The following is a 12,959-nucleotide window of genomic DNA, read 5'->3' on the forward strand; positions in this document are numbered from 1 at the left end:
AACACCGAAAGGCCATGATCGGACAGGTCCCCGGGGGCGGATGGAGGATGGCTGGCTTGACCGCGCGAGGCCCCTGTGCCAAAGTGCTGATCCAAAAACCAAAAGGGAATGCACCGGAAGGTCCCATGGTGGCTCACATTCTCTCTTGATGCCAGGATCTCTCCTCCGCCGGGAAAGGACGTTCCATGGAAGCGTTGGACTGGCTCAGATGGCATTTCACGGTCTCAGGAGTGGAGACCTACTGGTTTCTCCCCCCTCTGGTCATGCTCTGCATCTCTTCGCTCACGTCCCTGGGCGGCGTGTCGGGGGCCTTTATACTCCTGCCGTTCCAGATGAGTGTGCTCGGTTACACGGCGCCGGGGGTGAGTGCCACCAACTTCGTCTATAACATCGTCTCCATCCCCGTGGGGGTGCTGCGCCATATCCGATCGGGCAGGCTTTGCTGGCCCCTTTTCTGGCTCCTCATGGGAAGCACCCTGCCGGGCGTCTTCCTGGGCTACTACATCCGTCTTGTCTATCTGCCCCAGCCGGGACGGTTCAAAATCTTTGTGGGGGTGGTCCTGGCCTACTTGGGCCTGCGGACTCTATGGAGCGCCTGCCAGGAAGCCAGAGACGGAAACACCGCGCCCAAGGCCCCGCCGTCCGGGCGGATCACCGGTGGGACGATCTCCCTCACACGCGGAACCGTTGTCTTTGGAGAACAGACCTACAGTTACCCCACGGTCCCCCTGGCCGTCATCTCCCTGGCCGTGGGGGTGATCGGGGGGGCTTACGGCATCGGGGGCGGAGCGCTCATGGCTCCTTTCATCATATCGGTACTCAATCTTCCCCCGTATGTGGTTTCGGGCGCCACCCTCTTTTCCACCTGGTGCACCTCCGTGGTGGCGGCCCTTTTCTATGCCTTCGGCCCCACCTTCGGCACCCAGGGGAGCACATCGCCCGACTGGCTTCTGGGGAGCCTTTTCGGCGCGGGGGGACTGTTGGGTATCTACCTGGGAGCGCGGCTCCAACAATTTGTGCCCGCCCTGGTCATCAAGATCATCTTGGCCGCTGCGGTGATTTTTGTGGCGTTCCGCTATCTGTACCCTCTTGTGAGCGGTTGACAATAGGCGGTGTGCCGGCCGGAAGCCATGGCGCCGTGCGGAGTTCCTGCCGGTCTCTTCTCCGCCTCAACCCGGCGGCTCCATCCGGACGCTGGGAAATTCACCTCTACTTGGCCGCAGACGGTAGGCTATAATTAAAAAAGATATCCTCCCATGGGATCGATCCCGTTCCGGAGAGGCGGGATCGCTATGGTTCAGGGCCGTCAATGGGCGGAACCGCCGGCGCTCTTGCCGGGGGAGTCATCACCGGCCGTGCGCCACGGACTGTGGATCACAGAGAGCGACTTTATCAACGGCTTTGAAAGATGAGAGAGGAGGATCAGCCATGTTCAAGAAAATCCTTTTTCCAGTGGATTTATCGGATGTATCTCCCCAAGTCGTTCCCGTGGTGCGAGAGATGGCCTCCCGGTTTGACGCCCAGGTGCACGTGCTCTTTGTGGCCCGGGTCTTCGAACATCTGGGAAGCCTTTATGTCCCCCGTCCCTCCATCAGAAAGTTTGAATCGGAAATCCTGGAGGGAGCCGAAAAAAAGCTGGACGAGTTTGTGACGGAAGAGCTTGAGGGGGTGGACGTGGTGTCCCGAGTGGTTTCGGGGGACCCGGCGGAAGAGATCCTGCGATACGCAGACGGTTCCCAGGTGGATCTCATCATCATGGGAACCCACGGCCGCAAGGGGCTGGAACGGGTCATCTTCGGCAGCGTGGCGGAACGGGTGGTCAAGGGGGCGTCCATCCCGGTGCTGACCGTTAATCCCTACAAAGAGGCGAACAGCGAGGCGTGATCGGCGTTTCATCTTTCTGGGCTCCGGCAGGTTTCCCAGAGGCTCTCCAGGTGCTTTCTTTCCCCGTTCCCTTTCCTTCCCAGTGGGATGCCTGCGATCGCCCATGGCAGCCGTGGTCCCCCTGAATCGTGCTCCCTGGATGCGGACTCTGCACGCGTCTCTTGCCGAGGATCGCGGATGACGGGTTCCGGCTTTTTTCCCACTTGGCTCCAAACCGGGATTGGAAGGGGCCTGTGAGGACGAGGAATGTGCTTTGCCAAGGAGGGGCGGGGATGGAAAAGAAGCGGATTTTGGCAGCGGTGGACGGGTCCCCATGGTCCCACCTGGTGGTTCAGTATGTGATCCGGATGGTGGATCCCGGGATGCTGGAGATCGTTTTGTTTCACGTGAGTTCTCCGATTCCGGAAAGTTTCTGGGATCTGGAGAAAAGCCCGGCGTTCCGGGGCCGCCTGGCCCCGGTGGCCGCTTGGGAAGCGGCGCAGAAACAGGCGGTGGAGGACTTCATGGAGGCGGCCACCGCGTCCCTGAGGCAGGCGGGGGTGCCGGATGAATCCGTGCGGGTCGTGGTCCGGCGCCGGGAGGTGGGCATTTCCCGGGACCTGGCCTTGGAGGCCCATCAGGGCTATGACGCGGTGGTGGTGGGACGGCGCGGCGTGAGCGACGTCAAGGACCTGATTCTGGGAAGTGTGGCCACCAAGCTGCTGGGCCGGGTGGTGGAGGTGCCCCTCTGGATCGTGGGGGAGGCCGGGAGCCCCGACGGCGTTGTGGTGGCCTTGGACGCCTCCGACGCGGCCCTGCAAGCCGTCAATTTCACGGCTTCTCTCGTGGGGCCGAAACCGCGCCGGGTACTGCTGGTTCACGTCCTGCGCGGGATGGGCCCGGAGTCCCGAGAGATTCTAAAATCTTTCTCTCCCGAGGCACAAAGGGATTGGCGGAAGCAAACGGAAGCGGAGATGGAACGCGCGGTGGCCCGAATGGATGCCGTCTTCGAGAGGGCCTCCACGATCCTGGAAGCGGAAGGGCTGCCCCGGCATCTGATCGAGACCAAAGTGATCACGGGTGCCACCAGCCGGGCGGTTGCCATCGTGCAAGCAGCCCGGCTCGGCGGCTATGAAACCGTGGTGGTGGGTCGGCGCGGTCTGAGCCGCGTGGAGGAATTTTTCATGGGCCGGGTGAGCAACAAGGTGGTCCAGCTGGCCAGGGACCGCACCGTGTGGGTGGTGAGTTGAGACCCGTTGGAACCGGCCCACCCAGGGCCTCGGCCGCCACCGGGATGGGTACTCACCCGGTGCGTTCGGAAAGCACCCTTTGCAGTTCCCGGGCCAGGTCTTCCAGGCGGTAGGGCTTGGCCACCACGCCGTAGAAACCGAATTCGTGGGGCCGGGCCATGATGGGGTCGCTGGAATAGCCGCTGGAGACGAGGGCGCGCACATCGGGGTCCAATTCCCGGAGCTTTTGCAAGGTGCGCCGACCGCCCATGCCGCCGGGAATGGTCAGATCCAGGATGACGGCGTCGTAGGGGTAGCCCGAAGCCAGGGCCTTTCGGTAAAGATCCACTGCTTCCTGGCCGTGACACGACGTGTCGCAGGTGAATCCCAGATGTTCCAACATCTGCGAGAGCACATCCCGCACCACGGGGTCGTCGTCCATGACGAGGATCCGGCCGGAACCGGCGGGAACAGAGGGTGACGAAGGGCCCGGATCCTCGTGCTCCCGGGCTTCCGCCACCGGAAGATAGACCGTGAAGGTTGTTCCCTGTCCCACAGCGGACTGAACCGCCAGGTGTCCCCCGTGTTTTTTCACGATGGAATAGGCGGTGGCCAACCCGAGGCCGCTTCCCTGGGGCTTGGTGGAGAAATAGGGATCGAAGATGGATTCCAGCTGCTCTTGGGGAATCCCACAGCCCGTGTCCCTGACCGAAAGGCACACGTAGCGGCCCGGAGCAAGGGGCAGGGGACCCGGTCGCTTGATCTCTTGGTTGCTCAGACAGAGGCGCACCACGCCCCCTTCATCCATGGCTTGGTGGGCGTTCAAAACCAGGTTTTGCACCACCTGTGCCATCTGGCCCGCGTCGAATTCCGTCATCCAAAGGTTCTCGTCCGCTGAGAATTCGCATTCCGTGGCCGTTCCGCGCAGGGTGAAGACGGCGGATTCCCGGATCACGTCCGAAAGACTGCCTGTGGTTTTCACCGGGCTGCCGCCTTTGGAAAAGGTGAGCAGTTGACGGGTGAGATCCTGGGCCCGAAGGCAGCCCCGTTCCAGCTCTTCCAAACGGCTCTCGATGGGAGCTCCCACGGCCGATGCCTGTCTGATCAAGGACACATAGCCCAGGATGCCGGTGAGGATGTTGTTGAAATCATGAGCGATGCCGCCGGCCAATACGCCGAGGGACTCCAGCTTCTGGGCCTTCATGCGCTCGGATTCCGCCGCTTTGCGCTCCGAGATATCGCGCATTGAGCTCCAGATGGAATCCGGACGCCCCTGCTCGTCCTGGTGGAGGTAAAGACGTACCTCCACGTCCAAAAGGGTTCCGTCCTTTCGGCGAAGCTGCTTTTCGAAAAGATCGGAAAACCCCCGTTCCAGGACCTGCTCCCGGAGGGTGCGCTCCATCACGTCGCGCCAGCGCTCGGGCGTCAGGTCCCGGCAGGAAAGGCCCACCACCTCTTCCGGGCGGTCGTAGCCCAGCATCCTGGCAAAGGGAGTGTTGCATTGGAGGATCTTCTGCTGGAAATCCAACCGGGCGTAGCCGTCCAGGCTCCTTTCATAGAGTTCCCGGTAGTGCCGCTCCGAAGTTTTCAGACGCGCTTCGGCGCGCTTGCGTTCCCGTAGTTCTTCCAAGAGCCTGCGGTTGGCTTCGGTTAGTTCCTGCGTCTGCTGTCGGACCCGCTGCTCCAAGGCATGGCGGGCTTCGAAGATTTCCTTATCCAGGTGATGGCGGGCGATCATGGCCCCCAGCATGTCTGCGGCGATCTGGAGGGCTTCGATTTCCGCTCGGTCCCAAGCCCGCTCCCGAACGCAGTCGTCGAAGCCGATGAACCCCCACCAATCGTTGTGGACGAAGATGGGCGTCACGACCAGGGAGAGGATCCCCTGGGCCTGGAGGATGGGCTGTTCCGAGGGCGGAAAATCGCAGATCCGCCCGAAGACCGGTTCCCCCTTTTCCATGAGCTGTACCCACCGCGAGAAGCCTCCCGCGTGCCAGGGAAAATTCTGGAGATCCGGGTTGTGGATCTGCGGCTCAATGCCCGGCGCGGCCCACTCGTACCGCTGGCTGGTGAGAAATCTTCCTTCCTCGTCCAGGTGGTTCTGAAAGATGTAGACGCGGCTGACGGCGGTGGCTTCCCCCAACTTCCGCAAAATGGATTCCATGGAGACGCTCGAAAGGGAGCTGCGCAGAAAGTGTTGGGCCGCGAAGGCCACGGCCTCCAGGATCGCATCCCTTTTCAGGAGGGCTTCTTCCGCAGCCTTTCGTTCCGTAATATCAAACAGGACGCCATGAAAGCTGGAGGATCCGTCCGGTTCCCGGGACACCGAGGCCTCGTCCCAAAACCATCGACTCCGCCCGTCGGTGCCCACCAACCGGTATTCGCACCGAATGGGGCGCCCTTCCCGGCGGGCCCGGTGCCGGATCTCTAGAACCCGGTCCAGATCGTCCGGATGGATGCATTCTTCCAGGAAATCTCCGCCGGCGGACGATTCCGCCAAGCGGCAGGACAGGAAGGAATCCGCCTGGGGGCTGACGTAGAAAACTTGCCGGGCGCCTTCCAGGCGTTCCTGGTAGACGATGGCGGGGATCTTTTCCACCAGATTCTTGTAGGACGCTGCATTGAGGGTGTGGGCGTGGTGAGCGGGAACCGGCTTTCGGGTATGCATGGGCAGGGGACCTCCCAACTGGATCTCCGGGGGTGTGTGGCTTCCATTCCCACCTATTGGCTGGGATAGAAAATGTCAAACTATATTTAACGGGATAGGGTTGTCATGTGAAAAATTTCAAGATAAGAGCCCCTTGTGCCGAAAAGGAGAGTGTGGACCTTAAGGCGGACACCGAAAGCGGGAGTGCCCATGGAGATCATCACGACGCACAAAAACGTGGATTTCGACGCCCTGGCCTCGGTGGTGGCGGCCCAGAAACTCTATCCCCAGGCCCGCATCGTCCTTCCCCGATCCGTCAACGCCAACGTGAAAGCCTTTCTTTCCATCCACAAAGATCTCTTCCAAGTCCTGTCGCCTCTGGAGGTTCCCCTGGACGCCGTCAAACGGCTCATCGTGGTGGACGCCAAGCGCTGGGACCGCTTGGACTGCCTGGATTCCCTGCGCCAACGCCGGGACCTGGAGATCCACGTGTGGGATCACCATCCGGGGGAGACGGATCTGGAGGCCCAGGAATTTCGCTGGAACGACACGGGAGCGGCGGTGACCCTGCTGGTGGAGGAACTGGAGCAAGGGGGCGTGGACCTGGATCCGGTGCAGGCCACGCTCTTTTTGGCCGGCATCCATGAGGACACGGGACACCTGACCTTCCCGTGTACCCGGGCACGGGATGCCCGTGCAGCGGCTTTCCTGCTGGAAAAGAAGGCCGACCTCCACGTGATCCAAACGGCCCTACGACCCGGCTATGGGCCCCAGCATCGGGCCATCCTCACCCGCCTGCTGGAAACGGTGGTCCGCGACAAGATCTCCGGGTACACGGTGGCCTTCGCCCGGGCGGACGTGAAGGGCTATGTGCCGGACCTGGCGGCCGTGGTCACCATGCTCCGGGATGTGCTCAACTGCGACGCCGTTTTCGCTCTTTTCTGGGACGAACGGCGCAACCAGACCATCGTTATCGGTCGCAGCGATGCGGACACCCTGGACCTGGCCCAGGTGCTCCGGACCATGGGAGGCGGGGGGCGCCCCGAGGCCGCTTCCGCTGTGGTCAAGGCCGCCAAGCCCGCCGGGGTGGAGACGTGGCTTCGAGAGATTCTCAACCAGAACGGCAACGGTTATGTGAAGATCTTCGATCTCATGTCCTTTCCCGTCTTCACGGTGGCCCCCGAGGAGATCGCAGAAGACGTGCACGAGAAACTCCGCCGGCGGGGTCACACCGGAGCACCCGTGGTGGAAGGTGAACGCCTGGTGGGGATCATCTCCGTGCGGGATCTGGTCAAACTCACCCGCCCCAGTCAGCTCAAGGCTCCCGTGAAGGCCTACATGCGAAGGAGCGTGCGCACCATCGGCCCCCAATGCACCGTGACGGAAGCGCTGCGAATCATGGTCAAACACGACATCGGCCGCCTTCCGGTCCTGGAAGACGGCCGATTGGTGGGCATTGTCACCCGGTCCGACCTGATGCTCTACTACTACCAGCTGATCTAGGAGCTTGTGCCGCAATGGCCTTTCGGCCTTTTGTGGCTTTCTGACCAGTTGGAATTCCAAGGGTCGTGGTGCTTTTTGAATTCTCAGACACTCCTGTAGGAGGCTGTCTGACAATGGCCCCTTGGCCTTTCTGACAAATGCAATGCAACGGTGCTATGTGAGGTTTCTGAGCTTTGTAGGGGCGGGTTCGGAACCCGCCCCTATCTGTGGCATGGCAAGGCCGGCGGCACAAGCCCGCTTGAAAGTCTAAACCTTCCGGCCACACAAGAAGAGAGCAACTGGAGCGTTCTCGGACAAACCCCTGGTGCTGAAACGCCAGGCTGGCAGCGCGGCCGTGACCAGGCGTGTCCTGTGGGCCTGAAAACCAACAGCCTGTGCGCTTGGCGGGGCGGCCCGGGGGGGCGTCCCTTGAAAAGCCGTGCGCGGCGGGGTTTCCTTTCCAGAAGCTCGTTGCCGGAAAAGCTCCCGGGGGATCGGAAATCAGCGGATCGCCCCTGTGCACGCCGGCATCCAGGGCGGATGGGGGGCGGGCCCTTCAGAACTTCACGGTCTTGATAATCGATTCGTACTCTTGGACCTCCTCCGGAGAGAGTTCGCGCCGGAGGAGTTTTTTGTGGACGAGAATGGGACACTTCTCGTGCAAGGCCAAAGCCACGGCATCGCTGGGGCGGCTGTCGAAAACCATCTCCTCCCCATCGATCTCCGTTACGATCCGCGCATAGTAGGTGTTTTCCTTCATGGTATGGATCTCCACCCGATGGAAGTGCACCCCCGCCCTTTCCAGAATGGTCAGGTAGGTGTCGTGTGTCAGCGGGCGCCTGGGCTCCACAAGACCCTTTTCCTTGGCGATGGCCGTGATCTCGCTGTCCCCCACGAACATCAGGAAGTAGTAGTCGGCGTTTTCCGATTCCTTCAGGATGACCATGTTGCCCTCTTGCCGATCGGTCTTGATGTAGACTTCGTTGGCCACGATGAAATCGCTGTTTTCCATCCGATCACCTCCTCATGGGGTTCCCGCCCTTGGCGGGTTCTCATTCTTCCTGTCTTGGGATTATAAGGACAAGAGCCATCCCTGGTAAATCGTAAATCGCCGACGGCAAGGCGGAAGACTCGGCAATTGCTCCCAACTTTTTTCAGGGGTAGGGCTCCGAGAGACCGCCGAAAGGGATGCGGGCGGCGCCTTTCGGCCGGAACATGCCCTCCCCAAGGACACTTCACGCCCACCTGAAACGTTCCATCAGGGATCGAGGGCGTGTGCGGTCCTTATCGGAGAAGGGGCCATTGACATGACTGGTAAGTGGTTCTAAATGCAGAAAGCGAAAAAGGTCTGTCAGTGGAACATCCGGATATCAAGTGAAGTGCATCTTGAGGTGATGAATCAGCATGCGCATCTGTTTTCCCGTAGCCAAAGGGCAGGGGTGGGAGAGCCCCGTATATGGTCACTTCGGATCGGCGCCGGCCTTTATGATCGTGGACACGGAAAGCGGGCAATTGGAAGAGGTGGAAAACGCGGACTTGCATCACGCCCACGGCATGTGCCAGCCGCTGAAGGCCCTGGGAGGTCGTCCGGTGGACGGTGTGGCGGTGGGAGGCATCGGGATGGGTGCCCTCATGAAGCTTCAGGCCCAGGGGATCACGGTTTATCGCGCGGTGGAAGGGACCGTGAAGGACAACCTGGAGATGCTCCGCGACGGGAAGCTGCCGGTTTTCTCGGCGGATTGGACCTGTGCCGGTCACGGGCACGCCGGGGGATGTTCCCATCACTGACCCCGAACGGCTCGTGGAAGGCTTCTTTTCTTTTGCGGGCGCCCCGAGGAAATGGGGCCCCGTTGTTTCCGGCAGACATTGGAATAACGTTTACGGCAAGGCCCGACCTGCGGGCCGGATCGGTTTTAAGGGGGAGATCATGCCAATCTACGAATATGTGTGCGATCGGTGCGGTGGGGTTTCGGAACACCTGGTCTTGGGGGATTCCGAGGTGCCGGCCTGTTCCCATTGCGGGAGCACGGCCCTTCGTAAGCTCTTGTCGGCTCCGTCGGCTGCTTCCGGGGTTCGCCCATCCGATCGGGTCGCAGGCCCCGGGGATACGGGATGTTGCGGTTCCAGTCCCGACGTCCAGGGCTGCGTTCCCGGATCTTGCTGCGGGAAGGCCTGATCCTTCAAGGGGCCTTCGAAAATTCAGTGGACCCGCCAGCGGGTACCTTCCGGCGTGTCTTCCAGTTGCACCCCCATGGCGGTGAGCTGGTCCCGGATCCGGTCCGCTTCTGCGAAGTCCTTGGCCTTGCGGGCCTGATCGCGTTTTGCGATCAGATCGTGCACCTGAGCTTCCGAAAGCCCCTTTTCCCGGATCTTGATCTGGCGGATCTGGCGCGAGAAGGCTTCCGGTGTGCGGGTGATGAGGCCCAAGACCTTTGCGTGCTCTTGGATGGTCTCGGCCGCCTGGCGGGCCAGGAAGGCAGCGGGGCCTTTGAGTTTCTTGCGGCCGAAGGAATCCAGAAAGCGCTGGAGGGCGCGCTGCACCTCGAACAGGTGTCCGATGGCCTGGGCCGTGTTGAAGTCGTTGTCCATGGCGTCCCGAAAGTGATCGGGGAGGTTCCGGGACTTTTCGAACAGGTCTTTGTCCTGCGCCATGAGCGCCTTTTCGTGGGGCGGATCGCCGCCCGTGTCGGGCGCCCGTCTGTCCGCGTCCTCCAACGTGGCGTAGAGACGCACCAAGGCCCGTTCGGTTTCGGCCAGGGCTTCGTCGGAAAAGTCCACAGGGCTTCGGTAGTGCTTGCTGATGACGAAGAGCCGCAGCGTCTCGGGGTGGACCGACTTCAGGATGTCCCGGATGGTGAAGAAGTTGCCCAGGGACTTGGACATCTTCTCGTTGTTGATGTTCACAAAGCCGTTGTGGACCCAGTAACGCACGAAGGGCACACCGAAGGCGGCTTCGCTCTGGGCGATTTCATTTTCGTGGTGGGGAAAGATGAGATCCTTGCCCCCGCCGTGCACGTCGAAGGTGGGGCCGAGAAACCGGTTGCCCATGGCCGAACATTCGATGTGCCACCCCGGGCGGCCCGGTCCCCAGGGGCTGTCCCAGGCCGGCTCGCCGGGCTTACTTCCCTTCCACAGCACAAAATCCAGAGGATTCTTCTTGTTCGGGTCCACCTCCACCCGCGCTCCGGCCATCATGTCTTCCAGGCTGCGGCCGGACAGCTTGCCGTATTCGGGGAATTTTTCCACGGAGAAGTAGACGTCCGATCCCGCCTGATAGGCGATGCCCTTTTCTTCCAGGCGGCGGATGATGTGGATCATCTGGTCGATGTTGTCCGTGGCCAGGGGCTCCAGGTCGGGTCGGAGGACGTCCAGGGCGTCCATGTCTTCATGGAAGGCTGCGATGTATCGGTCGGCGATGGTGCGATAATCCGTTCCTTCCTCATTGGCCCGCTTGATGATCTTGTCGTCGATGTCCGTGAAGTTGCGCACGTAGGTCACCTGGTAGCCCCGGTATTTCAGGTAGCGGTAGATCACGTCGAAGACGATGGCCGAACGGGCGTGGCCCACGTGGCACAGGTCGTAGACGGTGACGCCGCACACGTAGAGGCGCACCTTGCCGGGTTCCAGGGGCTGGAAGGATTCCCTTTTCTTGGTGAGCGTGTTGTAGACGGTCAGGGTCATGAAGCCGCTCCTTCATTTGCAAGTTTCCGTTGGCCGTAAACCGTGAAACGTATAGCGGGTGCAGGGATGCCTTGGCATGTCCCCCATCCTTTCCCCATCACCCATGGCAGGGTTCATGCACTGCTGTCCCGGCGCCCCGTGAGGACCGTTCAGGCGTCCGTTCAATGAGCACCACGGCATAGGCGGCGATGCCTTCCTTTCGGCCCACGAATCCAAGCCCTTCGGTGGTGGTGGCCTTGACGTTCACCGCCCCGGTGTCCAGGCCCATGGCGGCGGCGATCCGGGCGCACATCCGGGGGATGTGCGGGGCGAGCTTGGGCCGTTGGGCCACCACCACGCAGTCCGCGTTCACGGGACGATACCCGGCGCGGCGGACGAGCCGCGTGGATTCTTCCAGCAGCACCAGGCTGGAGATCCCGCGGTATCGGTCATCGGAATCGGGAAAATGGCGGCCGATGTCGCCCAGGGCCGCCGCACCCAGCAGGGCGTCGCAGACGGCGTGCACCAGGACGTCCGCGTCCGAATGGCCCAGAAGTCCACAGGAGTGGGGGACTTGGACGCCGCCCAGGACGAGGGGCCGTCCTTCGGTGAATCGGTGGACGTCGTAGCCCATTCCCACTCTCACGGGTTCCTGCCCTCCGCGTCTTCCATGGTTTTTGGCTCACGGATTACGTCTGAATGACCGGGTGGTGGTCCGCCCCGGGCGATTTCCTTCCAATACGCCGCGGCCCAGTGGAGATCTTCCGGGCAGGTGATCTTCACGTTGGTCCGTTCGCCTTCCACCACGGCCACGGAAACTCCACAGCGTTCCACCAGGGCCGCATCGTCCGTGGCCGAAAGGCCCTCTTGGAGCGTCCGGTCATAGGCTGCGGTCAGCACGTCCCGGCGAAAGACCTGCGGGGTCTGGACCAGCCAGACGCGGCGTCGGTTTAGGGTCGTTTCCACCAGGCCGTCGCGAACCAGCTTCACCGTGTCCACGGCGGGGCAGGCGCAAATGGCGGCCCCCGTCTTTTGGGCGCCCGCCAGGGTGCGTCGAAACAACTGGGGTGAGGCAAAGGGCCGCACTCCGTCGTGGATGCAGACCCACCGGCACCGGGAAGGCAGGGCGTCCAGGCCGTTGCGCACACTGTCCTGGCGTTCGCGGCCTCCCGCCACCACCCGCACGGGGCAAGGCGGGTTCACCGTCTCCACCAGGTCTTGGGCCCAAGCCACAAACGCCTGGGGTGCCACCACCACCGCGCCGCTCAAAAAGTCCAGCCGGTGCAGGATGTCCAGGGTCCGAGCGAGAAGGGGCTTTCCTTCCAGGTCGTGGAATTGCTTGGGGTGAGGCAATCCCATGCGCACGCCGCTTCCCGCGGCGGCTACGATCATCCACACCTGATCTGCTGGGCAATTGGTCGCGTCCGTGGTCCTGTGCTCCATCGGGATCCCCAGAAGGCTCTGTCCCGCCGGCGCGTTTGTCGCGCTAGCACCGTGGGTCGTCAAAAAAAGGGGATTGGAGGAGCGCGTAAGCCGGGTTCTGTTCCCGCCGCAGTGGGCGGGCCCCGATCATTCCTCTAGGCCCGACGTTGCCGTCGGGCTCCAGCAGCCGACCCGGGAGCCTCGGGCGGGCCACCCTCCAGCGCTCCCCTACTTGGCCTTGCTCCGGGTGGGGTTTACCAAGCTCCCGGTGTCACCACCGGGACTGGTGAGCTCTTACCTCACCGTTTCACCCTTACCGAGTCCTCCCCGGGGGAGAAGGCTCGGCGGTCTGTTTTCTGTGGCACTTTCCTGCTCGTCACCGAGACTGGGTGTTACCCAGCACCCTGCCCTGTGGAGCCCGGACTTTCCTCCCGTTGCACCCTGGGATGCAACCGGCGATCGGGTACGCTCCTCCAAATCCCCTGGAAAATTAGCAATAATTGGCGGGGAGTGCAAGGGACGGCAGTCGGTTCTTGGCAGGCCAATTCCAGGAGCGTGTCCGAGAACGCCTTGAGTGCTCCCTTGTTGGACGGACGGGAGCTTGGGGCACCCAGCCGGGGCCGTGCTGCCGGCCTGGCCATGCCGCAGTAGGGGCGGGT

11 protein-coding genes and 1 other RNA gene are annotated in these 12,959 nt (G+C 62.2%); 6 read left to right on the forward strand and 6 right to left on the reverse strand.

Going from position 1 to position 12,959, the window contains the following annotated elements; translation table 11 throughout:
• Nucleotides 1-185: 185 nt before the first annotated feature.
• The 3 genes from B9A12_RS00765 (at nt 186) to B9A12_RS00775 (ending at nt 3,113) form a co-directional block, all read left to right on the forward strand.
• Complete coding sequence (locus tag B9A12_RS00765; protein ID WP_084055637.1) at nt 186-1,103, forward strand: sulfite exporter TauE/SafE family protein; 918 nt, start codon at nt 186-188, stop codon at nt 1,101-1,103.
• Between the two features lie 325 nt (nt 1,104-1,428).
• Complete coding sequence (locus tag B9A12_RS00770; protein ID WP_084055638.1) at nt 1,429-1,884, forward strand: universal stress protein; 456 nt, start codon at nt 1,429-1,431, stop codon at nt 1,882-1,884.
• 272 nt (nt 1,885-2,156) lie between these two features.
• The gene (locus B9A12_RS00775; RefSeq protein WP_084055639.1) at nt 2,157-3,113 is read left to right on the forward strand and encodes a universal stress protein; all 957 of its coding nucleotides are present in this window, start codon (nt 2,157-2,159) and stop codon (nt 3,111-3,113) included.
• A 52-nt stretch (nt 3,114-3,165) separates the two neighbouring features.
• Here the strand turns inward: B9A12_RS00775 and B9A12_RS00780 are convergent, their stop codons facing one another.
• On the reverse strand, nt 3,166-5,757 hold the full coding sequence (locus tag B9A12_RS00780; protein WP_084055640.1) for a hybrid sensor histidine kinase/response regulator: 2,592 nt from the start codon (nt 5,755-5,757) through the stop codon (nt 3,166-3,168).
• A gap of 189 nt (nt 5,758-5,946) precedes the next feature.
• On the opposite strand from B9A12_RS00780, the gene B9A12_RS00785 reads away from it, so the two are divergent.
• Complete coding sequence (locus B9A12_RS00785) at nt 5,947-7,239, forward strand: CBS domain-containing protein (protein ID WP_139796422.1); 1,293 nt, start codon at nt 5,947-5,949, stop codon at nt 7,237-7,239.
• Nucleotides 7,240-7,774: 535 nt separating this feature from the next.
• On the opposite strand, the gene B9A12_RS00790 is transcribed toward B9A12_RS00785, so the two are convergent.
• Nucleotides 7,775-8,230 carry a bifunctional nuclease family protein gene (locus tag B9A12_RS00790; protein WP_084055642.1) on the reverse strand — a complete coding sequence of 152 codons (456 nt, stop codon included), beginning with the start codon at nt 8,228-8,230 and terminating at the stop codon, nt 7,775-7,777.
• Between the two features lie 392 nt (nt 8,231-8,622).
• Here B9A12_RS00790 and B9A12_RS00795 point away from each other — a divergent pair, with 392 nt between their 5' ends.
• Nucleotides 8,623-9,006, forward strand: coding sequence for a NifB/NifX family molybdenum-iron cluster-binding protein (locus B9A12_RS00795; protein ID WP_084055643.1), 384 nt, complete (start codon nt 8,623-8,625; stop codon nt 9,004-9,006).
• Between the two features lie 139 nt (nt 9,007-9,145).
• Entirely contained in the window at nt 9,146-9,394 is a 249-nt protein-coding gene (locus tag B9A12_RS00800; protein ID WP_084055644.1) for an FmdB family zinc ribbon protein, read from the forward strand.
• Nucleotides 9,395-9,417: 23 nt separating this feature from the next.
• Here B9A12_RS00800 and cysS read toward each other — a convergent pair whose 3' ends face one another.
• The 4 genes from cysS to rnpB form a co-directional block, all read right to left on the reverse strand.
• Nucleotides 9,418-10,899 carry a cysteine--tRNA ligase gene (gene cysS / locus B9A12_RS00805; RefSeq protein ID WP_084055645.1) on the reverse strand — a complete coding sequence of 494 codons (1,482 nt, stop codon included), beginning with the start codon at nt 10,897-10,899 and terminating at the stop codon, nt 9,418-9,420.
• Between the two features lie 97 nt (nt 10,900-10,996).
• Nucleotides 10,997-11,524 (reverse strand): 2-C-methyl-D-erythritol 2,4-cyclodiphosphate synthase, encoded by a 528-nt coding sequence (gene ispF / locus B9A12_RS00810; protein ID WP_084055646.1) that lies wholly within the window; start codon nt 11,522-11,524, stop codon nt 10,997-10,999.
• Nucleotides 11,521-12,270 (reverse strand): 2-C-methyl-D-erythritol 4-phosphate cytidylyltransferase, encoded by a 750-nt coding sequence (gene ispD, locus B9A12_RS00815; protein ID WP_170920247.1) that lies wholly within the window; start codon nt 12,268-12,270, stop codon nt 11,521-11,523. Before ispD ends, ispF begins: the two co-directional genes overlap by 4 nt.
• A gap of 122 nt (nt 12,271-12,392) precedes the next feature.
• Nucleotides 12,393-12,775: RNase P RNA component class A (rnpB, locus tag B9A12_RS00820), an RNA gene on the reverse strand.
• Between the last annotated feature and the right edge of the window lie 184 nt (nt 12,776-12,959).

The sequence above is a fragment of the Desulfacinum hydrothermale DSM 13146 genome, from assembly GCF_900176285.1.
Lineage (GTDB): Bacteria > Desulfobacterota > Syntrophobacteria > Syntrophobacterales > DSM-9756 > Desulfacinum > Desulfacinum hydrothermale.

What these genes read in the sequence shown, in the direction of transcription:
- B9A12_RS00765 (WP_084055637.1), top strand. Translation starts at nt 186, where the DNA reads ATGGAAGCGTTGGACTGGCTCAGATGGCATTTCACGGTCTCAGGAGTG.
- B9A12_RS00770 (WP_084055638.1), top strand. Translation starts at nt 1,429, where the DNA reads ATGTTCAAGAAAATCCTTTTTCCAGTGGATTTATCGGATGTATCTCCC.
- B9A12_RS00775 (WP_084055639.1), top strand. Translation starts at nt 2,157, where the DNA reads ATGGAAAAGAAGCGGATTTTGGCAGCGGTGGACGGGTCCCCATGGTCC.
- B9A12_RS00780 (WP_084055640.1), bottom strand. Translation starts at nt 5,757, where the DNA reads ATGCATACCCGAAAGCCGGTTCCCGCTCACCACGCCCACACCCTCAAT.
- B9A12_RS00785 (WP_139796422.1), top strand. Translation starts at nt 5,947, where the DNA reads ATGGAGATCATCACGACGCACAAAAACGTGGATTTCGACGCCCTGGCC.
- B9A12_RS00790 (WP_084055642.1), bottom strand. Translation starts at nt 8,230, where the DNA reads ATGGAAAACAGCGATTTCATCGTGGCCAACGAAGTCTACATCAAGACC.
- B9A12_RS00795 (WP_084055643.1), top strand. Translation starts at nt 8,623, where the DNA reads ATGCGCATCTGTTTTCCCGTAGCCAAAGGGCAGGGGTGGGAGAGCCCC.
- B9A12_RS00800 (WP_084055644.1), top strand. Translation starts at nt 9,146, where the DNA reads ATGCCAATCTACGAATATGTGTGCGATCGGTGCGGTGGGGTTTCGGAA.
- cysS (WP_084055645.1), bottom strand. Translation starts at nt 10,899, where the DNA reads ATGACCCTGACCGTCTACAACACGCTCACCAAGAAAAGGGAATCCTTC.
- ispD (WP_170920247.1), bottom strand. Translation starts at nt 12,270, where the DNA reads ATGATCGTAGCCGCCGCGGGAAGCGGCGTGCGCATGGGATTGCCTCAC.